At 60.7% G+C, this 21394-nt stretch carries 22 protein-coding genes; 5 read left to right on the top strand and 17 right to left on the bottom strand.

What is annotated here, in order from left to right; translation table 11 throughout:
- Nucleotides 1-75: 75 nt before the first annotated feature.
- The 6 genes from RAE19_RS14585 to hemC are packed head-to-tail and all read right to left on the bottom strand — an operon-like array spanning nt 76 to nt 5227.
- Nucleotides 76-360, bottom strand: coding sequence for a hypothetical protein (locus tag RAE19_RS14585; RefSeq protein ID WP_313875570.1), 285 nt, complete (start codon nt 358-360; stop codon nt 76-78).
- Complete coding sequence (locus tag RAE19_RS14580; protein ID WP_313875569.1) at nt 354-1151, bottom strand: GGDEF domain-containing protein; 798 nt, start codon at nt 1149-1151, stop codon at nt 354-356. Before RAE19_RS14580 ends, RAE19_RS14585 begins: the two co-directional genes overlap by 7 nt.
- A gap of 42 nt (nt 1152-1193) precedes the next feature.
- The gene (locus RAE19_RS14575) at nt 1194-2462 is read right to left on the bottom strand and encodes a heme biosynthesis HemY N-terminal domain-containing protein (protein WP_313875568.1); all 1269 of its coding nucleotides are present in this window, start codon (nt 2460-2462) and stop codon (nt 1194-1196) included.
- Nucleotides 2463-2464: 2 nt separating this feature from the next.
- Nucleotides 2465-3517: a uroporphyrinogen-III C-methyltransferase gene (locus tag RAE19_RS14570; protein WP_313875567.1), complete on the bottom strand. Its 1053-nt coding sequence runs from the start codon at nt 3515-3517 to the stop codon at nt 2465-2467.
- Nucleotides 3514-4308, bottom strand: coding sequence for a uroporphyrinogen-III synthase (locus tag RAE19_RS14565; protein WP_313875566.1), 795 nt, complete (start codon nt 4306-4308; stop codon nt 3514-3516). Before RAE19_RS14565 ends, RAE19_RS14570 begins: the two co-directional genes overlap by 4 nt.
- A gap of 7 nt (nt 4309-4315) precedes the next feature.
- The gene (gene hemC / locus RAE19_RS14560) at nt 4316-5227 is read right to left on the bottom strand and encodes a hydroxymethylbilane synthase (protein WP_313875565.1); all 912 of its coding nucleotides are present in this window, start codon (nt 5225-5227) and stop codon (nt 4316-4318) included.
- 97 nt (nt 5228-5324) lie between these two features.
- Here hemC and ppc point away from each other — a divergent pair, with 97 nt between their 5' ends.
- Entirely contained in the window at nt 5325-8147 is a 2823-nt protein-coding gene (gene ppc, locus RAE19_RS14555; RefSeq protein WP_313875564.1) for a phosphoenolpyruvate carboxylase, read from the top strand.
- Nucleotides 8148-8209: 62 nt separating this feature from the next.
- Here the strand turns inward: ppc and RAE19_RS14550 are convergent, their stop codons facing one another.
- Genes RAE19_RS14550 through RAE19_RS14540 form a run of 3 tightly spaced genes read right to left on the bottom strand, consistent with a single transcriptional unit; the run spans nt 8210 to nt 10754 of the window.
- Nucleotides 8210-8959 carry a substrate-binding periplasmic protein gene (locus RAE19_RS14550; RefSeq protein WP_313875563.1) on the bottom strand — a complete coding sequence of 250 codons (750 nt, stop codon included), beginning with the start codon at nt 8957-8959 and terminating at the stop codon, nt 8210-8212.
- Nucleotides 8956-9720 (bottom strand): LytR/AlgR family response regulator transcription factor, encoded by a 765-nt coding sequence (locus RAE19_RS14545; protein WP_313875562.1) that lies wholly within the window; start codon nt 9718-9720, stop codon nt 8956-8958. The genes RAE19_RS14550 and RAE19_RS14545 overlap by 4 nt, the downstream gene beginning before the upstream one ends.
- Entirely contained in the window at nt 9717-10754 is a 1038-nt protein-coding gene (locus tag RAE19_RS14540; protein WP_430962576.1) for a sensor histidine kinase, read from the bottom strand. Before RAE19_RS14540 ends, RAE19_RS14545 begins: the two co-directional genes overlap by 4 nt.
- 40 nt (nt 10755-10794) lie before the next feature.
- Between RAE19_RS14540 and argH the strand changes: the two genes are divergently transcribed.
- Complete coding sequence (argH, locus tag RAE19_RS14535) at nt 10795-12228, top strand: argininosuccinate lyase (protein ID WP_313875560.1); 1434 nt, start codon at nt 10795-10797, stop codon at nt 12226-12228.
- 111 nt (nt 12229-12339) lie between these two features.
- Here the strand turns inward: argH and nudK are convergent, their stop codons facing one another.
- Both nudK and RAE19_RS14525 read right to left on the bottom strand, forming a co-directional pair.
- Nucleotides 12340-12924, bottom strand: a complete 585-nt coding sequence (nudK, locus tag RAE19_RS14530) for a GDP-mannose pyrophosphatase NudK (RefSeq protein ID WP_313875559.1) — start codon at nt 12922-12924, stop codon at nt 12340-12342.
- Nucleotides 12925-12967: 43 nt separating this feature from the next.
- A complete protein-coding gene (locus RAE19_RS14525; RefSeq protein WP_313875558.1) occupies nt 12968-14038 on the bottom strand; it encodes a threonine aldolase family protein in 1071 nt (356 codons plus the stop codon).
- Nucleotides 14039-14111: 73 nt separating this feature from the next.
- On the opposite strand from RAE19_RS14525, the gene RAE19_RS14520 reads away from it, so the two are divergent.
- Complete coding sequence (locus RAE19_RS14520; RefSeq protein WP_313875557.1) at nt 14112-14708, top strand: helix-turn-helix domain-containing protein; 597 nt, start codon at nt 14112-14114, stop codon at nt 14706-14708.
- A gap of 67 nt (nt 14709-14775) precedes the next feature.
- Here RAE19_RS14520 and RAE19_RS14515 read toward each other — a convergent pair whose 3' ends face one another.
- The 6 genes from RAE19_RS14515 to RAE19_RS14490 all read right to left on the bottom strand — a co-directional run bounded on the left by RAE19_RS14515 (nt 14776) and on the right by RAE19_RS14490 (nt 19776).
- A complete protein-coding gene (locus RAE19_RS14515) occupies nt 14776-15435 on the bottom strand; it encodes a DNA-3-methyladenine glycosylase I (RefSeq protein ID WP_313875556.1) in 660 nt (219 codons plus the stop codon).
- A 52-nt stretch (nt 15436-15487) separates the two neighbouring features.
- Nucleotides 15488-17359 (bottom strand): PAS domain-containing sensor histidine kinase, encoded by a 1872-nt coding sequence (locus RAE19_RS14510; RefSeq protein ID WP_313875555.1) that lies wholly within the window; start codon nt 17357-17359, stop codon nt 15488-15490.
- A gap of 140 nt (nt 17360-17499) precedes the next feature.
- Nucleotides 17500-18042, bottom strand: a complete 543-nt coding sequence (locus RAE19_RS14505) for a DUF3455 domain-containing protein (RefSeq protein ID WP_313875554.1) — start codon at nt 18040-18042, stop codon at nt 17500-17502.
- A 35-nt stretch (nt 18043-18077) separates the two neighbouring features.
- Nucleotides 18078-18473, bottom strand: a complete 396-nt coding sequence (locus tag RAE19_RS14500) for a c-type cytochrome (RefSeq protein ID WP_313875553.1) — start codon at nt 18471-18473, stop codon at nt 18078-18080.
- On the bottom strand, nt 18474-19052 hold the full coding sequence (locus RAE19_RS14495) for a ferritin-like domain-containing protein (protein ID WP_313875552.1): 579 nt from the start codon (nt 19050-19052) through the stop codon (nt 18474-18476).
- A 130-nt stretch (nt 19053-19182) separates the two neighbouring features.
- Nucleotides 19183-19776, bottom strand: coding sequence for a ferritin-like domain-containing protein (locus RAE19_RS14490; RefSeq protein WP_313875551.1), 594 nt, complete (start codon nt 19774-19776; stop codon nt 19183-19185).
- 209 nt (nt 19777-19985) lie between these two features.
- On the opposite strand from RAE19_RS14490, the gene RAE19_RS14485 reads away from it, so the two are divergent.
- Both RAE19_RS14485 and RAE19_RS14480 read left to right on the top strand, forming a co-directional pair.
- Complete coding sequence (locus tag RAE19_RS14485; protein ID WP_313875550.1) at nt 19986-20561, top strand: RNA polymerase sigma factor; 576 nt, start codon at nt 19986-19988, stop codon at nt 20559-20561.
- A gap of 9 nt (nt 20562-20570) precedes the next feature.
- Entirely contained in the window at nt 20571-21371 is an 801-nt protein-coding gene (locus tag RAE19_RS14480; protein WP_313875549.1) for an anti-sigma factor, read from the top strand.
- Nucleotides 21372-21394: the final 23 nt, after the last annotated feature.

The following is a 21394-nucleotide window of genomic DNA, read 5'->3' as shown; positions in this document are numbered from 1 at the left end:
CCATGCGCGGTGACTGTTCATAAAAAAAGGGCACCGAGGTGCCCTTTTTTATGCCGGATTACCGGCAATATCTCACTAAAAAATATCCACCGCACCGATTTTCAGGGCCTCGGCAAAAAAGCCTTTACGCACGAGTTCCGCATGGCTGAAGACCTTGTTCCGGCCGTGGTGCTGCCCATAGTCAACCGCGCGCTCTGCGCGCTCCAGGGCAGTGTTTGGCGAATCATCAGGCGTCACCCGGGTGAAGCCGCCGCAAATCGTCAAATGACCCACCTGTGGGAAATTGAATTTCTCGATATTGGCCCGGAACCGCTCAAATGCCGCAAGCACCAAGGCCTCATCGGGGCAATGCATCAACACCGCGAACTGCTCCCCCCGAATCGGTACAAACGATCGTAGGTGCGGAAGGTGTTGTTCATGATGCGCGCGACCAAGAGCAGCACCTCCTCTGCGATCAGGTGCCCATGATGGTCGTTGATCGTGCCGAAGTTATCTACACAGATGGTGCCCAGCCAATAGTTGGGAGGCACCCGGTGCCGGCGCTCCTGCCCCGCTGCCAACACGATCTGGCGGGCTTCGGCTGCCGCATCCTGCATCTCGCCCAACTCTTCAAGGACGGCGCTGTAAAACGTGTCATCCAGAGACTTGCGGTTGAGCAGACCCGTCAAGGCATCCCGATCGCTGTAGGCCAGCAACCGGTACATATTGCGAAAAACACGCGACACATCCGCAATCACCATGAGCTGCTCGTCGAGCAGCGCACTGGCCGAATGGATTTCCAGCACGCCCTCCACGTCGGCCACCGGGTCAGCAAATAGCGGCAAATAGGTAATTCGTGGTCCGTCCTCGCCCGCCCAGGCAATTTCGACGCGTTCACGACGTTGGATGCAATGCAAGCGGTCCCGGTTGTCCTCCAGCATAGGCAGGGTTTGAAAGTCCACGCGCAAGGGATCTACCACTTTGCCACCACCGCGTGCATCGAGCACGGTGACATCCATCCAGCGTTTGACGCCCTCTTCGCTGACAACCTTGGATACCAGCACCCGCTGGATAGGCACCAAGTCAATCAGGGCTTTGGAGAGGGTGAGCTCCAGCAGATCGCGGTCGCGGTGATCCGTGAGCTTGATGAGGTGTTCAATAAGTGAGGCCATGAAACCATAATAGCCCCAACGCCTTGCGGCGTCACCATGGGTTTACGCCCTTGCAGCCGCTTTGTAAGCCTCTGCTGCCGCCTTGGTGTCCATGCGGTGTTCGGCCAGATCGGCCAAGGCCAACAAGGCCCGACGCTTCAAACCGGCATCCTTGAGCAGCGGGATGGACTGTTTCAACAAAGCCTGCGCTTTGCCCCACAGCGACAAGCGAACACACATCACGCCGGCCAGGTACTGCAGCAAGGGATCACCGGGCAGCGCCATTTGCGCCTGCTCGATGCGGGCAAGCCAAGCCGCGTCAGGCAAGGCCTCGCTGGCACCGAAACTGGTTTCCAAAATACCGGTCAGCCGCACCCGTTGATCGGTGGTCAGGCTATGGCCTTGCGACTCCCACAGGGGCAACACCCAGAGACGTGCCACCGCAGGATCACCTTGCACGCCGAGCAAGCGTTGCGCAGCCTCCAGCGCCACATCCGGTTGCTGTCGCTCGGACAATTCCAAAGACGCCCACGCCTGCGACAGCTGCGCAGCATCGTGCGCGTTGCGCAGCATCTCAAGGGCCAGCCCACGCACAATGCCGGCTCCCGCCACTTCCGAGAATGCCCGGTGTTTGGTCAGCACTCGGGCTGCATCCAGCGCCACGCGGGTATTTCGGGCCTGGCGCGCTGCTTTAAAGCGTAAGCGCAGTGCAATGGTGCGCCGAGCCGTGCCGACGGGCAATTGCTCCAGCCAGCGCACGGCACCGGCTGAATCGCGATCCTCCAGAGCCCAACGCGCTGCACGCAACTGAACCCCATCCCGTAAGTCACCAGCCTCTTTGCTGCTGGCCTCTGCAAGTGCGTTTTCAAAGTGCGCCTCACGGAGGCTTCGGTCTTGCAGGGCATGGGCACTCTCGGCAGCCAGCAGGTGCGCCAATGTGCGCAAGCGCGCGGCATCCGGCAAGGCATCGCCACTGGCCAACATCGCGTCTTCAATCGCCACCACCACCTCCGCGGCTTTGCGGGCCCGCACAAACCGGCCCGCCACCAAATGGGAAATGGTGTCCAACAGGCCGGAGTAAATGCTCCGCTCTTTGTAGGAGAGCCGCCAGCGACGTGCCTGCTGCGGAATGCTGAACAGTCCCGACAAAGCACGCAAGGCCAGATGCAAGGTCACAAAAAGCAGTGCCAAGCCGAGCAACACGAGGTTCAGCGACAAGTCGATACGGTGAGGCGGCCAGAACAAGGTGACCGTGCCATGGTTATTTCCTGCGAAAAGTGCAGACACCACAGCCACGCAAAACAGGGCGATCAACCAAAGCGCAAACCGCATGATCAGCGCCCCGCCGCTGCCGTAGCCAAGGCGGCCAAGGTATCGTCCACCCGCGGCACCTCGAGGGTGCGCATTTGAGACTGCAGCACCTGCAAGGCAGCCTGGGCCGCCTGTGTTTTGCGGGACGAGCCATCAAAAAACCGGGTCAGCGAGCCAGAGGCCGCAGACAAATCTGCACGGGCAGCTTCGGTTTGGCGAGCCAGCAAACCCAAGCGCGCGTTCAGCACCTTCAGCTTGAAGTTTTCGCGCACGAAGAACGCCTGCTCCGGGGACAACAAGGCGGCATCCGGGCTGTCGATCTTGCTCACCCGCACCAGGCCTCGCACTTCGTCACGGATCACGACACCGACACGCCCCCACCAACCTGGCAGAGACTCTTGGGCCTGACGTTCCAAAACCGGCGGAGTTTTAGCCGAGGGCAGCGCATTGCTGACCGGAATTTCATCCGCCAAAGACACCAACTCGTCCAGCTTGAGCAGCATGGCCGGGGTGTCTGAGAGCGCGGTGTTTTTAATACGTGCAATGTCTTTGGCAATAGCGCGCTGGATCGGCGCCAGGCGCGGCTGCGCGGCGCGGTTGACCCGCTGTTCCGCGGACTTCAGCGCCGTCAACAAAGGCTCGACACTTCCGGTGAGCTGCGCTTGTTGCTGAGCCAGGCGCAAGCCCGACTCCATGTCGACTACCAGGTTTTCGTCGCGTGAGCGCGAGAGACTTTGGATCAGCTCTTCGAGTTGCGTGCGCTGCAGTGTCACCTCGCTCAAGCGCGCATCCAGCACGGCAATTTTGGCGGCGGTTTCAATCGCGAGCTCTTGCGCCTGCTTGGCGGTGCTCCGCGCTTCGCCGGCTTGCGCGTCGGAATCCGCCGTCTGGCGGGCCAACTGCTCCTGGACCTGGCCGAGCTTCTGCCACAACATCCCGCTGCCGATTGCGCCGGCGGCTGCCACCAAGGCAACAACCCCCAACCAACGATGGGGCTCCGCCAGCTTCGCAATGGGAGTCACTCCAACCGCAGGTGCGGCATCCTTGGCAATAGGCTCGGGGGCTTCAGAGTTCATTGCAGGGATTCTATCGAGGCCAACAGCGCGCCCAGCACAGGTTTCGCCTGCAAAACCTGCCCAAAGCCCGCTTCCAATGCGGCAGTTTCAATGCGGGCATGGGTCACCACGGCTTTGGCCCGGCTCCAGTCTCCGTCCGGGCAGCAGGCCTGCAAATTGCGCACTGCTTCCGAGCTGCTGAACACCCACACTGTGCCGTCTGCGGCAGCGCGCTTGGCGAAGGCCAGTGCGTCCGCACCCCACACCGGGCGTTGTCGCTGGTAGGCAACGACGAACTCCACCTCGCCGCCGGCGCTTTTCACCTGGCGGGCAAACCAATCCCGACCGAACCCTTCATCGCTGGCGCCTGCATCCACCGTGGTGCCGCGAACCACCAGCACGCGGTAACCGGGCACCACTCGAGCGGACACCACGTCCCACAAGGCTTCGGAATCGAATTGGCCGCCTTCATGGTCCGGCGCATCAATGCATGCCGCTTGGGCGCCGACTTTCAGCAGCGCTGAATAGCTTCCGGGCCCCGTCACAAATGCTCTTGTTTTGATAGCTGATCCCGCAGTAAACACGGTCGCCACCATTGTTTTTTGTTCGAAAAAATAGTGCACCGCGTTACGGCTGACAAACATGGCGGCATCGAAGCTGCCCAAGCGCTCCCATGCCGCGCTGAGCGGCGCGACTGCTGCCGCAGCTTGGATATCAATCAAGGGCAAGGATTCGGCCTGATAGCCGGCGTCCGCAAGTGCCTTGAGCCACGGTGCAGCTTCCGATTGAGGCCGGGTAATGACGACGCGCATCGCGGCCTTAGGCGGTTTGCGCCCGCACGCCTTCTTGCAACGCAAGCGCGACCTGTTCACCCAGCGCAATGGCCGACGCGGTGTCGACCACACGGCCACTGGCGTGCGCGTACACCACAGGCTGGACGCCATCGGCATCGCCCCAAGCCGCCCGGATACGCAATTGCTCACCGTCAAACTGGGCATAAGCCGCCAACGGCATCGAGCAACTCCCGCCCATCATGCGGCTCACCGCCCGCTCGGCGGACACCGCCAGCCAAGTGGGTGTGTGCACCAGGTGCTGCAAGGCGCCTGCCACATCTGCACGGTCGCTCCTGATCTCGATGCCCAAGGCACCTTGCCCGGCCGCGGGCAGCATCTGCTCAGGCTCAAAAACCGCGCGAATACGCGCCTCCAAACCCAAGCGCTTCAGGCCGGCTGCCGCCAGAACGATGCCGTCGTACAGGCCTTCGTCGAGCTTGCGCAATCGGGTGTCGAGGTTGCCACGCAAAGGCTCAATCTTCAGATCGGGGCGCATGGCGCGCAAAAGGGCCACACGTCGCAAACTCGAGGTCCCGACGATGGCGCCGGTTGGCAGATCCAACACACTGGCGTAGGTGCTGGACACCCACGCATCGCGGGGGTCTTCCCGCTCCATCACGCAGGCCAGCACAAAGCCTTCGGGCAGCTCCATCGGCACATCTTTGAGGGAATGGACTGCAAGGTCGGCACGGCCCTCTTCGAGGGCGACCTCCAGCTCTTTGACGAACAGGCCTTTGCCACCGACTTTGCTGAGCGAGCGATCGAGGATCTGATCGCCTTTGGTGGTCATCCCCAAGAGGGCCACCGTTGACCCGTTTTTTTCTAATAAAGACTGAACATGTTCAGCCTGCCAAAGCGCCAATCGGCTCTCTCGGGTGGCGATCGTAAAGGTGGGCAAAATCGTAACTCGGCTGTAATCCAAAATATGGCTTCGATGCTAGCATGGGCGCGTTCCTTGCTTCACCTGAAGCCTCCCCCACCCCACTCCCAGACCTATGAATAAAGCACCTGCCGCAGAAACGGCCAAGCGCACAAAAGACAACGAGCGTCCCTTGGTAGAAGACATCCGCCTCCTTGGGCGCATTTTGGGGGATGTAATCAGAGAGCAAGAAGGTGTGGATGCCTACGAGCTGATTGAGAAAATCCGTACGCTGTCTGTCGCCTTCCGTCGCGATGCCGACCAGGAAGCCGACAAGGCCCTCAAGAAGCTGCTCAAGAGCCTCTCTGGCGACCAGACCGTGAGCGTGATTCGCGCTTTTACGTATTTCTCGCACCTGGCCAACCTAGCCGAAGACCGCCACCACATCCGTCGCCGTGCAGTGCACGAGCGTGCGGGTGATACCCAAGAGGGCAGCATTGAAGTCGCCATGTCCCGCCTGCGCTGGGCCGGCATTGCGCCCAAAGCGATTTCGAACACCCTAGCCCAGAGCTTTGTGTCTCCGGTGCTCACCGCCCACCCCACCGAAGTGCAGCGTAAAAGCATTCTGGATGCCGAGCGCGACATCGCCCAGCTGCTGACCCAGCGCGACGAGATCAAGCAGCGCGCCGGCACCGTCGACAGCAAGAAAGACGCACTCACCCCCAAAGAGCTGGCCGCCAACGAAGCTCAGATGCGCGCCCGCGTGATGCAGCTCTGGCAAACCCGCTTGCTGCGCTTCTCCAAGCTCACCGTGGCCGACGAGATCGAGAACGCCTTGAGCTATTACGAATCCACGTTTTTGCGCGAGATTCCCAAGCTGTATGCCGAGCTCGAAAGCATGCTGGGCAACCAACCGGTGCACAGCTTTTTGCGCATGGGCCAGTGGATTGGTGGCGACCGCGACGGTAACCCCAACGTCAGCGCCCAGACCCTGGAATACGCCCTGCGCCGCCAGGCGGAAGTGGCACTGCGCCACTACCTGACCGAGGTGCACTACCTGGGCGGTGAGCTCTCCATCTCCGCCATGCTGGCCGACTGCACCCCCGAAATGCAAGCGCTGGCTGAGCGCTCCCCGGACCAGAACGCCCACCGCAAAGACGAGCCCTACCGCCGCGCCCTGACCGGCATGTATGCACGCCTGGCCGCCACCTTGTCCGACCTGACCGGCACCGAAGCTGCCCGCCATGCGGTAGCACCGCAAAACCCCTACCTGCTGGCCGAGGACTTTGTGGCCGACTTGCGGGTGATTGAGACCTCCCTCAAGGCCAACCACGGTGGCGCACTGACAGCACAGCGGCTGCACCCCCTGATCCGCGCGGTGGAAGTGTTTGGCTTCCACCTGGCCACGGTTGATTTGCGCCAGAGCTCTGACAAGCACGAAGAAGTGGTGGCAGAACTGCTGGCCACTGCCCGTGTGCACGCCAACTACAGCAGCCTGTCAGAAGATGCCAAGCGTGCCCTGCTGATGGGCCTGCTCAACGACGCACGCCCGCTGCGGGTCCACGGCGCGGAATACTCGGCACATGCCCAAGGCGAGCTCGCCATTTTTGCCATGGCCAAGGTTATGCGCGAGCGCTTTGGCGTCGAGGCGATCCGCCACTACATCATCAGCCACACCGAAACCGTGAGCGACTTGCTCGAGGTGCTGCTGCTGCAGAAAGAAGTCGGCCTGATGCGCGGCACCCTGGATGCGGCGGGTATTTCCGACCTGATCGTGGTGCCCCTGTTCGAAACGATTGAAGACCTGCGCAATGCCGCGCCCATCATGCGGGAGTTCTATGCACTGACGGGTGTGGCCGATTTGGTCAAGCGCAGCGGTGGCGAGCAAGACATCATGCTGGGCTACTCCGACTCCAACAAGGACGGTGGCATCTTCACCAGCAACTGGGAGCTGTACCGGGCCGAGATCGCCTTGGTCGAATTGTTTGACGTGCTGGCTGCCCAGCACAAAATCCAGCTGCGCATGTTCCACGGCCGCGGCGGCACCGTGGGTCGCGGCGGCGGCCCGAGCTACCAGGCCATCTTGGCCCAGCCCCCCGGCACCGTGCGTGGCCAGATCCGCTTGACCGAGCAAGGCGAAGTGATCGGCTCCAAATACGCCAACCCTGAAATCGGCCGACGCAACCTCGAAACCCTGGTCGCAGCCACGCTGGAAGCAACTTTGCTGCAACCCACCAAGTCGGCCACCAAGGCCTTCCTGGAAGCAGCGGCAGAGCTCTCCGGCAACAGCATGGCGGCCTACCGCGCCCTGGTGTATGAAACCCCCGGTTTCACCGAGTACTTCTTCAGCTCAACGCCTTTGCGCGAAATTGCCGAACTCAACATCGGCTCGCGCCCTGCGTCTCGCAAGGCCTCACAGCGGATTGAAGACCTGCGCGCGATTCCCTGGGGCTTCAGCTGGGGCCAATGCCGCTTGACTCTGCCCGGTTGGTTCGGGTTTGGCTCGGCAGTGCAAAAATTCGTCGGTTCCGGCACGGCTGCAGAGCAAAAAGAACGCGTGGCGCTCCTGCAAAAAATGTACAAGCAGTGGCCGTTTTTCGGCACCCTGCTGTCCAACATGGACATGGTCATGGCCAAGAGCGATTTGGCACTGGCCTCCCGCTACTCCGAGTTGGTCAGCGATGCCCGACTGCGCAAGAAAATCTTCAGCGCCATCGAAGCCGAATGGCACAGCACCGCGCAGGCGCTCGCCACCATCACCGGCGAGAAAAACCGCTTGGCCAACAACGCGGCGTTGCAGCGTTCGATCCGTCACCGCTTCCCGTACATCGACCCCTTGCACCACCTGCAGGTGGAACTGGTGCGCCGCTACCGCGAGGGCAAGGCCGACGAACGGGTGCAGCGCGGGATCCATATCTCGATCAACGGCATCGCCGCCGGACTGCGCAACACCGGCTGACCGGTGTTTTCCAAAAAGCAAAAAGGGCCCTCGGGCCCTTTTTTTATGGGGTGGCGCATCGACTAACGCCAGCGGGCTTCAATGCGCGCGTATTCCCCGTTTTTGCGAATCGTCTCCAGACCGGCATCGAACTTTTGCACCAGCGCCGCAGCGCCATCGAAACGCTTGGAGAAAGACAGGTACAGCCCCGTTTCCAGCAGCGTTCCGCGCAAGCGGAACTGCTGGCCCAGCGCTTGGTTATTCACCGCGATTTCGTTGGCCACCCGGTCATATACCAAGGCATAGTCCACCCGCCCGGCAACCAGCTTGCGCAACGAGGTGAGGTCCGAGTTGGCCACATCGCGCACCATGGCAGGGTCATCATCAAAGGCGCTGCCGTAGTCATAGCCATTGGTGACACCGATGCGCTTTCCCTTAAGGCTTTGCAGGTTCACCGGCTCTGATGGGCCGTCTGCGCGACCGTAAATCCCGATCCGGGCGCGAAACAAGGGGTGGCGGTGCCAGAGGTATTTGTCTTCGGTGCGCGAATCACGCAGGGTGTTGAAACACGCGGGGAGCTTGCCCGCCTCGACCTCGCGCATACAGCGGGCATACGGCAGGGCCACCAACTCCACCTCGACGCCGGCCGCCGCCCACGCCGCCTGCACCAGCTCCACTGAAAAGCCCATTGGCTTGCCCGACAAGGTGTAGGCGTAGGGGCGCCAATCGTCTTCAGCCCCAATCTGTACTTTGATCGCTCCTTGTTTCGCATAGGCAAGCGGCAGCAGAGCACTGCCCAACGATCCCAACACCAAAGCACGACGAAGACTCATTGAGAAAGCACCCCTCTGACGGTCGACAATTGCCGGCGCGATACGGACAGCAGCTCATCTAGCCCCTGCAACCGCACCGCCCAACCTTCGCCCTCTTCGGCATCAAAGTGCTTCTCCAAGGACCGCACCATTTTGCGGGCGACCAAGGCATTGCGGTGGATGCGGATAAATTGTTGACCAAACTTCTCTTCAAGGTCGTTGAGCGCCCCGTCCAGGATGTAGCTTCGGTTAGCGGTGCGCACCGTGATGTACTTGAGCTCAGCCTTGAAATACAGCACCCGCGACAGAGGCACCCGCTCAGTGCGGTTGCGCTCCTGAATCACCAGTACCTCTTCAGTAGCCAAATTGGCCTGCAGCCCTCTATTCGCCTGCACGTATCGCTCTGCTTTTTGTAGCGCCAGCTGCAGGCGCTCCAGGCGAACCGGCTTGGTCAGGTAATCCACCGCTTCAAGGTCAAAGGCGGCTACCGCGTGTTCGGCATGGGCGGTCACAAACACGATCGCCGGGGGGCTTTGCAAGCTGCGCAAGGTGCTGGCCAGTTTCAAGCCACTGTCACCCGGCATGCGGATGTCCAGCAGCACCACATCCACTGGGTGTTCGCGCAGCAAGGGTGCTGCAACTTCTGCATTGGGTGCCTCTGCTGCCACGTGAACCGCCGGATCGTTGCAGTCGCCCAGCAGCGTTCGCAAACGCGCCCGCGCCAAAGGCTCGTCATCCACCAGCATGATCCTCAGAGGGTTGTCAGGCTGCATTGCAGTCATAAAGGCACCTCCATACGCACTTGGTACACCCCGTTTATCAGGCCGCTTTTAAACTGGCCCTGCACATCATGCAACAAAGCCAGGCGCTCCTGCACATTGTTCAGTGCCAGGCCATGGCCGCGCGCGCCCTGCCCGGCGGGCACCGAATTGGTGACCTTGATCACCACCACCGACCCCTTGCAACGGGTCGATATTTTGATATCCGCGCCCACAGGGCTCGGCTCCACGCCGTGGCAGACCGCATTTTCCACCAGCGGTTGCAAAATCAGCGGCGGCAATTGGGCGCGATCTGCCCGCGGGTCCAACTCCCATTGCACCCGCAGGCGCTCCCCAAACCGGACTTGCTCAATGGCAAGGTAGCGCTGTGCCAGCGCCAACTCTTCGCCCAAAGTGACCGAGCTGCTCGGGTCTTTGAGCGCATGTCGGAACAGGTCACTCAGGTCTTCCAACAAGGCTTCGGCCTTGGCAGGCTCGGCGCGCACCAGCGCGATCGCGCTATTGAGGGTGTTAAACAAAAAATGCGGGCGGATGCGCGACTGCAGCTCCGCCAAGCGAGCTGCGGTATCGGCCGGGGTGCGGCCTTTGGCGCGCATCACCAGTGCCGCCACTAGCAAGCTGGACAACACGGCCCCGGAGAACAGGCTGGACACCCAAGGCGGACTCTCCAGCAGGCCCGTCAAGGCCAGCAGCCCGCAGCCATACAAACCGGCCACACCACCTAGCGTAATGGCCAATGCGTACTGCGCTGCCCGGGGCATGGCACCCAACCAGCGCTTGGCAATACAGGCTGATAGCAACCATGCCAAGGTGCCCGGCAGTGCGGCGCCGGTGACCAGCGCTACGCGAGCCACCCAATCCCACAGGCTGGTCGCGCCATACATACAGACCACCGCGAGCGACACTTCCACAAACAACACCGCACGCAGCACCACACCGATGTGGCAGGCGTCAAACACCAACACCGGCGCAGGCTGCGCAGCCGGCACCGCTGGGGTGAGTTCGTGGAACGTCGATAATATTTGGTTGTCGTTCATGTCCACCGGATTTTGACTCCATTCCTGAAAAGCGCTTTCCATGTCACAAAACCAATTCGATAAAAAGTCCCAAGCGTGGTCCGCGCTGTTTTCCGAGCCCATGAGCGACCTGGTCAAGCGCTACACCTCCAGCGTGTTTTTCGACAAGCGCCTCTGGCAGGCCGACATCACCGGTAGCCTGGCGCACGCCGAAATGCTGGCCGCGCAAGGCATCATCAGCGCCGACGACCATGCCTCTATCCAAAAAGGCATGGCGCAAATCTGGGGCGAAATCGAATCCGGCGCCTTTGAATGGAAGCTGGACCTGGAAGACGTGCACCTCAACATCGAAGCGCGCCTGACCCAACTGGTGGGCGACGCCGGCAAACGCCTGCACACCGGCCGCAGCCGCAACGACCAGGTCGCCACCGACGTGCGCCTTTGGCTGCGCAGCGAAATTGACCTGATCGGCGAGCTGCTGGTAGACCTGCAAAAGTCGCTGGTGGATGTGGCCGAAGCCAATGCCGAAGTCATCTTGCCCGGCTTCACCCACCTGCAAGTGGCCCAGCCGGTGAGCTTTGGCCACCACATGCTGGCCTATGTGGAAATGTTCAGCCGCGATGCTGAGCGCTTTAGCGAAGTGCGCCGCCGCACCAACCGCCTGCCTTTGGGCTCCGCTGCTTTGGCCGGCACCAGCTACCCGCTGGACCGCGAGCGTGTGGCCAAGACACTGGCTATGGACGGCGTGTGCCAGAACAGCCTGGACGCTGTGAGTGACCGCGACTTCGCCATCGAATTCACCAGCGCCGCCAGCCTGACCATGGTGCACATCAGCCGCATGAGCGAAGAGCTCATCATCTGGATGAGCCAGAACTTTGGCTTCATCAAAATTGCCGACCGCTTCACCACCGGCTCGTCGATCATGCCGCAGAAGAAAAACCCCGACGTGCCCGAGCTGGCACGCGGCAAAACCGGCCGCGTGGTCGGCCACCTCATGGGCCTGATCACCCTGATGAAGGGCCAACCCCTGGCCTACAACAAGGACAACCAGGAAGACAAAGAGCCGCTGTTCGACACGGTAGACACCCTGAAGGACACGCTGCGTATCTTCTCTGAGATGATTGGCGGACAGGTGAACGCAGCGACCGGCAAAAAAGAAGGTGGCATCAGCGTGAACGCAGAAGCCATGGAGCGCGCCGCCCTCAAGGGCTATGCCACCGCCACTGACTTGGCTGACTATTTGGTGAAGAAGGGCCTGCCTTTCCGCGATGCGCACGAGACGGTGGCCCACGCCGTGAAGGCGGCCCAGTCGCACGCCTGTGATCTGTCGGAGCTGCCACTCGAAGTGCTGCAAGGCTTCCACGCCAGCATTGAGAAAGATGTGTACGAGTGCCTGAGCCTGCGTGGCTCGCTCAACGCCCGCAACATCCTGGGCGGTACCGCACCGGCGCAGGTCCGGGCGCAAGTGGCGCGGCATCGTAGCCGTTTGGACTAAGTCCGCTAACGATTAGCGCAAGTTGCCAGCGACTCACGCTGTACGTGGGTAACGAGTTCCCCCTGCTCTGGCCGTCAGGGGGAATTTAGCAGTCAGCGCTGCGTCTGATATTCAGGACGCCAGCAGGCCATGCAGCTTGGCGTATTGCAGGAGCATGATGGTCTTGCCATCGCAGATCGTGCCCGCGGCCACCTGCGCCAAGGCCTCGTCCAGCCCGAGCTCCAGCACCTCAATGTCTTCACCTTCGTGGTGATGCCCGCCGCCCTCAGACACCTTGTCGCTGTCCGCATACTCACCCACAAAGAAGTACAGACGCTCGGTCACCGAGCCGGGGCTCATGTAGGCCTCAAACACCTTGCGAACATCGTTGATCTGGTAGCCGGTTTCCTCCTCGGCCTCGCGGCGGATGCAGGTGACCGGATCATCCTGGTCCAGCAGGCCCGCACATGCCTCCACCAACATGCCATCCGGCGAACCATTCACAAACGTGGGAAACCGGAACTGCCGGGTCAGGATGATGGTTTGCTTCGCTCGGTTGTAGAGCAGGATGGTGGCGCCATTGCCCCGGTCATAGGTCTCGCGCTGCTGGCGCTGCCAAGTGCCGTCTCGGCGCAAGAGGTCAAAAGTCGTGGTCTTCAACAGGTACCAGTTGTTGGATAGCACCTTTTCTTCAATCACGCGCACGTTGTTTTGCATAGCGAGGCTCCCATAGTGTTAGTGCAACACCATATCACCGGTGTCAGCCCGCCAACACCCGCTCCAAATCGTCCGCCAGATGATCGACAGCTTCCTCAGTGGTAGCCCAAGAGCACATAAAGCGGGCACCACCTCCGATGAAGGTGTAGAAGGTCCAGCCCAGGGCCTTGAGGCGGGCAATCGCGGGTTCGGGCAGGTTAACGAACACGCCGTTCACCTCGGTGGGCAGTAGCAACTCGGCACCGGCGATGCCGGCTATGCGCTCTGAGAGGCGGTGCGCCATGGCGTTGGCGTGGGCGGCGTGGCGCAGCCAGGTGCCATCGGTCAGCATGGCCAGCCAGGGGGCGGACAGGTAACGCATCTTGGAGGCCAGCTGCCCGGCCTGCTTGCAGCGGTAAGAAAACTCTTCGCCCAACTTGCGGTCAAAAAACACAATCGCCTCGCCAATCGGCAGGCCCATTTTGGTGCCGCCAAAGCACAGCACATCCACACCGGCGCGCCAGGTGATGTCGGCCGGCGCCACCTTGAGTGCGGCCACTGCGTTGGCAAAACGGGCACCGTCCATGTGCACCTTCAGGCCGTGCTCTTGCGCGATGCGGCTGATACCGCTGATTTCGCCCTTCTGGTAGACCGATCCCATCTCGGTGGACTGGGTGAGCGTGAGCACCTTGGGCCGCGGGTAGTGCACATCGGTGCGGCGGGTGATGACTTCCAGCACGCCGGCCGAGGTGAGCTTGCCGTGGCGGTGCGGGGCGGAGAGCAGCTTGGAACCATTGGAGAAAAACTCGGGCGCGCCGCACTCATCGGTCTCCACGTGGGCGGTGTCGCTGCAAATGACGGCCTGGTAGGACTGGCACAAAGACGCCAGCGCGATTGAGTTGGCCGCTGTGCCATTGAACACAAAAAATACTTCAGCGTCCGCCTCAAAGACTTCGCGGATGCGGTCGCAGGCCAAGCGTGTGGCGTCGTCATTGCCATAAGACGCTGCAAAGCCCGAGTTGGCCGCCATGAACGCCTGCATGGCCTCGGGGCAGATGCCGGAGGTGTTGTCGCTGGCGAACTGTAAATAGTGGCCAGGGGAAACGGTGGTCACGGAGGTAGGCAAAGTGGTCATGGCGGTGTAATATCATTTTAGCGGATATTTCCGGTATATCGAACAAAAATCCATTTTACCGACCAACACCAACATGGCGCAAGTCCCCCACCCTACTCCCTTGATCGACGGCCCCCCGGCCGTAGGCTCCAAACTGCAAGATGCCCGCAAGGCGCAACAGCTGTCGCTGGACGAGCTCTCCAAACGTGCGGGGGTGTCCAAGTCCATGCTCTCCGAGGTGGAGCGCAACCAGGCCAACCCGACGGTGGGCGTACTGTGGCGCCTGGCCACGGCGCTGGGCATCAGCCTCACTGACCTGCTGGGCAACACCACTGCCGACAAGGCCACGCCCACGGTGGAGCTGGTACCGGCCCACACCATCCCTGTCACCACCAGCCCGGACGGCAAGTGCACCCTGCGCATCCTGGGGCCGATCGCCTTGGCGGGTCGGGTGGAGTGGTACGAGCTGGCCGTGGAGCCCGGCGGCGTGCTGGCCTCCGAGCCGCACGAGGCGGGCGCGAAAGAACACCTCTCGGTGCTCAGCGGCAGCCTCACGGTGCAGGCCGCCGACAGCAGCAAGGTGCTCAAGGCCGGCGACAGCGCGCGCTACGCGGTCGACGTGCAGCACGCCATTAGCAACACCGGCAAAGGCATGGCCAAAGCGGTGCTGGTGGTGGAGCACTTGGGCTGATTTCTATATAAATATGGGCTCTGGCCCCCGTTGAATATGCGCAAGCAGCTATCAAAAATATAGCAATTCAACCCATCTTTCGGGTGGGCCGCACAAATGCCGCCCGTGCCTTCAAAGCACTTTCGCGAGCGTGGCAGCCTTCCAGGTGGTCGTTCACCAAGCCCATGGCCTGCATAAAGGCATACATGGTGGTGGGCCCCACAAAGCTCCAGCCGCGCTTGCGCAAGTCTTTGGACAGCGCAATCGACTCCGGCGAGGTCGTCATGCCGCTGAGCGTTTGCTGGGTAATGGTGGCCGGGCGACTGCCACTGGCCGGCTCATAGCTCCAGAAGTAGGCTGCCAAGCTGCCGAACTCGGCTCGCAGCTCCTGGGCCTTTTTGGCGTTGTTGATGGTGGAAGCAATCTTGCCGCGGTGGCGCACGATGCCGGCGTCCAGCAACAGGCGCTTTTCATCGGCCTCATCGAACAAGGCGACCTTGTCCATGTCAAAACCTGCAAAGGCGGTGCGAAAGGACTCGCGCTTGTTCAGGATGGTGAGCCAGCTCAGGCCCGCCTGAAAACCTTCCAGGCAAATCTTCTCAAACAAGCGCGTGTCGCTGTGGACCGGAAAGCCCCACTCCTGGTCGTGGTAGCGCTGGTATTCGGCCGTGCTACGGCACCAGACGCAACGTGCGGTGTGGCCATCGTCGGTAAAAAGCCCGTTGGGCGCGGCAGTGTCGTTGAGCATAGGGCCTCCGCTAGGTGCGCTGAGATACTGTTTTTTTGACCAGTATAGCGGCTTAATACACCACCTGCGGAGCCACCTTGGGCAGGGTCATTTCGAAGGCACATCCTCCACCCAGCGTCGAGCTCACTTTGATGCGGCCACCCAAAATGCGGGTCACGATGCGGTGGCTGACGGACAAGCCCAGGCCTGATCCGCCCTGCCCCAAGCGTGTGGTGAAAAACGGATCAAACACACGGTCTAAATTCTCTGGCGGTATGCCGCACCCGTTGTCTTGCACCGTCAACACAAAAAACTTGTGATCTGGCGCGCTTGCGGCACTCACCTGCACTGCACCATCGTCGCGATCTGCCAGACCGTGGACCATGGCATTGCTGACCAGATTCATGACAACTTGCCCCAAGGGACCAGGAAAGCTCTCCACCAGCAAACCTTCCGGTATCTCCACGGAAAGCTGATGCCGCTGAAATTTCATACTGGGTCTGAGCATGTCGACCACCTCGTTTACCGTCTCGCGGACATCAAAGGTGCGCCGGCGCTCAGACTCCTGGTCCACCGCGACCTGCTTGAAGCTGCCAATGAGATTCACCGCGCGCTCCAAAGAGCGGCGCGAGAGTGTGGTGCCCTCCACCAAACTGTGCATAAATTCTTGAAACGCAGATTTTTTCAAACTGCCGGCCATCACCTCGCGGCTGGCACGTTCACTCTTTTCTTGCAGCGTACTAATGGTCATCAGCGCGTTACCGATGGGTGTGTTGAGCTCATGCGCAACGCCGGCCACCAAACTCCCCAGAGAAGCCAGCTTCTCGATACTGATGAGCTCGTCCTGGGCGCGTTGCAAATTCGCCATGGTCTGGGTGAGATGCTGATTCGCCTCGTCCAGAGCACGGGTGCGCTCTGACACACGTTGCTCGAGGTTGGCATTCAGATCCATCAGCGCTTGCTCGAGCCGCTTGCGCTCGGTAACGTCTACAGAAATGGTGAGCACACACGACTGCCCACCGTACGAAAAACGCTCGGACGAAAGTAGCAAAGTCCGCACCCCACCACCGGGCAAGTCGTGGCGAACCTCGAACCCCTCCACCCGGCCCGTATCAGCAAACTGTTGTTTGAACACGCGCCGTAAAGATTCGTCTCGCCACATCCCGAGTTCTACTGCGGTGCGGCCGATCACATCCTTGCGGGACCGCTCGAACGAGCGCTCCCACGCCGGGTTGATCTCGAGGCAGGTGCCTCGCTCAAACTCGCTCACCAACATGGGCAGCGGACTGGCCTGCAAGATTTGGCTGACCCGCTGCTCGCTTTCGCGCAATGCGGCCTCCTTGCGGGACAGATCGTCCAGCTTCTCCGCGAGCGATGCATTGAGCGTCTGCGCATTCTGAACATGCTGTTGGTATGCGCCCAACACCAACCGGAAAGCCAAAAAGCCGCCGGTCAATATGACCACCTGCGCCAACAAAATGCCCCAAGGATTGGTCGCAGGCTCCGGGTGAATCCAGCCGGCCTCTTGCAGCACCGGGAGCGCAATGAGCCACAGCACCGTGGCTATTGCCAACTGGAGCGCGTGGCGCAAGCCAAGTAACCAGCCGGCCACCAGGATCACGATCAAATCAACATTGAGTATCGGGTTGAGTGCCCCGCCGCGAATGGCGGACTGCAGGGCCACGACGCTCCAGAGCATCCACGCATACATGGCGATGGCTGTCTTGAACCGGCCCCGGGACTGCAAACCCATGCACACCAGACCAGCGATAGAGATCAGCGCCGGCGCAATCAATGTGTTGATGTGGCTGCCGAGCAAAGGGCTCACCAGCAGGTACAAGACACTGGCAGCCGTCGTTGTGCGCAAGAGCCGGCTGAACAACATGCTCAGCTCGCTGCCGGCCAGCGTCACATTCGGCTTGAGAAGTGAGGTGGGTAAACGCATGATGTGCATGTCTAGGTTCGCCAAACCTCAGCTTAAACCCGGCAACTCCACATACACAAGCCCCTTCTTTTCAGGCATAAAAAGAGCCGCTAGCGCACTACATATATGCGCTAGCAGCTCTTATTTTGATAGCAACTTACTTACATTGCCTTGTAGTAGATGTAGTCAGCGGTGTAGCGCACCAGCTGGCTTGCTCCTTCGTTGGCCTTGGAGCATGCAGCGCTTGGGGCGGCGCCGCCCACAGTGGCTACGCGCTGGATGAAGGTCACGCCTTGCATCATTCCCATGCCGGTGGCTGGGTTGGCTTTGGTCAGTTGCAATGGCAGGTTGCCTGTGCCATTCGGTGACACCGCCACTTGAGTAGCTGTCACTTTGGAGCCGTCGTTGGCTTCCCAGGTGGCGGGTGGGCCGTAGTACTTGCCGACAATTTTGCCGCTGCGATCTTTCAGACCGGCATCAGGCCCCACAAACACCCACTCATACTGGCCGGCCATGTCTTTTTTGGCACTGCACTGGTATTTCACGTCGCCAGCAGCAGCGTGCTCCAGGGCCACTTTGTTGCCGGCGGGCACTTGCACCGCAGCAGGCAGGTCTGCCTGGTTAAAGGGTGCGCGCATTGGCTGGGTGGCGCAAGCGGTGAGTGCAGCCAAGGCAATCAGGGAGAGAGCGGTACGTGTTTGCATAAAAACTCCTGTGACAGATGAAACGTTTTAAAAAATCAGGGACGGGTGGGTTTGGACAATGTGGCGAGGTAGGCGACCACATCCTCCCTGTCCTGCGCAAGGTCTAAGCGATAGTTCATCTCTTGACCGGGAACGACCTTTTCGGGGTCCGTTAACCATGCTTTGAGGCCCGCAACCGTCCAGGTATGGGTGGCTGCAGCAAGGGCTTTTGAATAGTCGTGGCCTTCGGCCTTGCCGGCTTTTCGGCCCACCACACCACCCAATGCGGGACCAATGCGATTGGAATCCACACTATGGCAACCGAAGCAACGGCTCTCAACCAACTGTTGCCCACGGCTTACCGACGGGACCATTGCTTGGGACTGCGCCAGCGCAGGCCCAGCAAAGGCCCACGCCAAGGCGCACCACATCGAGAGGGTGCGCGCTTTCATTTAGGCACCGAAGGACAAAGCACCGGCAGGCAGCGGACGGCCCATGGCGTTGTTCAGCAAGATGTAGTGCATGGTCTCGTCAGCAGCCAAGCGGCCTGCCACTTTGGCCAGATCCTTGTTGCCAAACGCGGGGATCACGCCCAGGTAAGCGTTGATCGCGCCCAGCTCCAAGCGGGCTGCCAGGTCGAGCACGTCGCCTTGGTTGCGCAGGGTGTCTGCCTTCAGGGCTTTGGCGTATTCGTCGAGCTTCTTTTCCATCACCGGTGTGCCGCCCAGCTTTTGGATGGTGGCAATCAGTGCGTCACGATGGGCTTTGTGGTCCGCTTGGAAACGCACTGCCACGTCCAGCACCGGCTTTTGCAGCAAGCCGCTGCCAGCGCCGAGTTGATAGGCGTTGATGGCTTCGTGCTCCAGACCCAGAGCCACGTTCAGGATGCTCACGTCCTTGGAGGTGTCGCCACCCATACCTTGCGCCAAAGATTCTTTGCCGGCCAACATAGCCACCGCTACTGCGGACAGTGTGCCGGTGCGGCCCAGGAAACCACGGCGGGATGCGGAAGATTGAATCACGTTTGTCATTGGAGAACTCCTTGAATGAAGGTGGGGTGCAATCATTGCCCCCACCAGAACCTTAACCGTTTTAAACAACAAATCAATAACTTTGCAAATTGATACTTATTTATCGAAATTGCAAATTACTGGGGACAAATCAGGCACCGAAGGACAAAGCACCGGCAGGTAGCGGACGGCCCATGGCGTTGTTCAACAAGATGTAGTGCATGGTCTCGTCAGCAGCCAAGCGGCCTGCCACTTTGGCCAGATCCTTGTTACCAAACGCGGGGATCACGCCAAGGTACGCGTTGATCGCGCCCAGCTCCAAGCGGGCTGCCAGGTCGAGCACGTCGCCTTGGTTGCGCAGGGTGTCTGCCTTCAGGGCTTTGGCATATTCGTCGAGTTTCTTTTCCATCACCGGTGTGCCGCCCAGCTTTTGGATGGTGGCAATCAGTGCGTCACGGTGGGCTTTGTGGTCCGCTTGGAAACGCACCGCCACGTCCAACACCGGCTTTTGCAGCAAGCCGCTGCCAGCGCCCAGTTGGTAAGCGTTGATGGCTTCGTGCTCCAGACCCAAGGCCACGTTCAGGATGCTCACGTCCTTGGAGGTGTCGCCGCCCATACCTTGCGCCAAAGATTCTTTGCCGGCCAACATAGCCACCGCTACTGCGGACAGGGTGCCGGTGCGGCCCAGGAAACCACGGCGGGATGCAATAGAAGTCGCGTTCACAGTTTGAATAATGGAAGTCATGTCGGATTCCTTTCGGTTGATGGTTGTGCAATCCAGTGAGACCAGAATTTCTAGCTCTCGAGTCGAATACGCGCCGCCCTGATGGATCGGATTCAACTTTTTTAAAAAAACTTTCGTGAATCCGGATTCAGGGTTAGTGCGTACTGGTTACAGGTGCTCATCTGCATGGGTGCCACAAACCGCAACGAGTTCTAGCTGACAATGGAGGAATGAATGCTGATAACCACGACACCATGCTCATCGGTCTGCTGGAACGCATCGCCCAGCAGGACGCCCAAGCCCTCAAGGCCCTGTATGACGAATGCGCCGGCAAGCTCTACGGCTTGGCACTGCGCGTGGTCACCCAGCGCGAATTCGCCGAAGACGTGCTGCAGGAGGCTTTCTTGAATATCTGGAAATCTGCCCCCGGGTATTCAGCCAGCCTGAGCCCGCCCATGGCCTGGATGGGACTGATCGTCCGCAGCCGTGCGCTGGACTTTTTGCGCCGGCGCGCTGCGGAGCGCTCTCACCTCACCCAGGAAATTGACGATGTGCTGGCCGACACCCTCGACGGTGAAGGCCCCACCCCCATGGACACCGCACTCGCCAGTGAGCAGGCGTGGGCATTGAATCAGTGCCTGAGTCGCCTCGACAACAAGCAACGGGAAGTGGTCAACCTCGCTTACATCCGCGACATGAGTCACTCCGAGCTTGCCACCCAGCTGCAGCTGCCGCTGGGAACCGTTAAAACATGGATACGCCGCGGGCTCGACCAGCTCCGCGCGTGCATGGCCCGTTTTGCCTGAAGGCACCCCATGAAAATTCATCAACACCCTGAACTGCTGGAGCGACTGGCCTCCAGCTACGCCTTAGGCACTCTGCGTGGCGGTGCACGCCGCCGCTTTGAGGCCATGGCCCGCGAACAAGCGCCGGTGCGCGCTGCTGCCCTGATCTGGCAAAGCCGTTTTGCCAGCATCAACGAATTGCAACCCAGCGTGCAACCCGACTCTGCCGTCTGGACGCGCATTGACAACCTCGTCAAGGCTGACCGCGAGCAAGCCCAGCTCTATGCCCGTCGCACCGCGGCGGCAACTGCCGAAGCCAACGATAAGCCGGTGCCGTTCACAGGCTGGCTGCGCAGTCTTACCGTCTGGCGTGGCATCAGTGCGGCCAGCGCGTTTGCCACGGTGGCGGCCATTGCAGTGGGCGTCAACCTGCGCCAGGACATGGGCAGCGAGATTGCCAAACTGCAAACCCAGCTGCAAGCGACTCCGCAGATCGAATACGTGGCGGTGCTCGCGGACAACCAAGCTGCCGCGTCGATGCTGGTAACTTTTGACCCGAAAAGCAAAAAATTGACCCTGCAACGGGTTGGTGGCTTCCAAGAGGCGGGAGACAAGTCTCTGCAACTCTGGGCCTTGCCGCCCGGCAGTGGACCGAAATCGCTGGGTGTGTTGGGCGGAGAAAAATTGCTGCGCTTGACTGCCGGCGAGAACGATGTGCGGGACGTGCCCACCCTGGCCATCAGCTTGGAGCCCAAAGGTGGCGTCCCGGGTGAAGGCGGCCCGACCGGTCCGGTGCTTTTTAAAGGTGCATTGATTCAAAAAATGCTGTAAGGTCATTCAAAACGAGGCAACTG

The sequence above is a fragment of the Rhodoferax potami genome, from assembly GCF_032193805.1.
GTDB classification, from domain to species: domain Bacteria; phylum Pseudomonadota; class Gammaproteobacteria; order Burkholderiales; family Burkholderiaceae_C; genus Allorhodoferax; species Allorhodoferax potami_A.
This window is presented reverse-complemented; position numbering and strand designations above follow the sequence as displayed.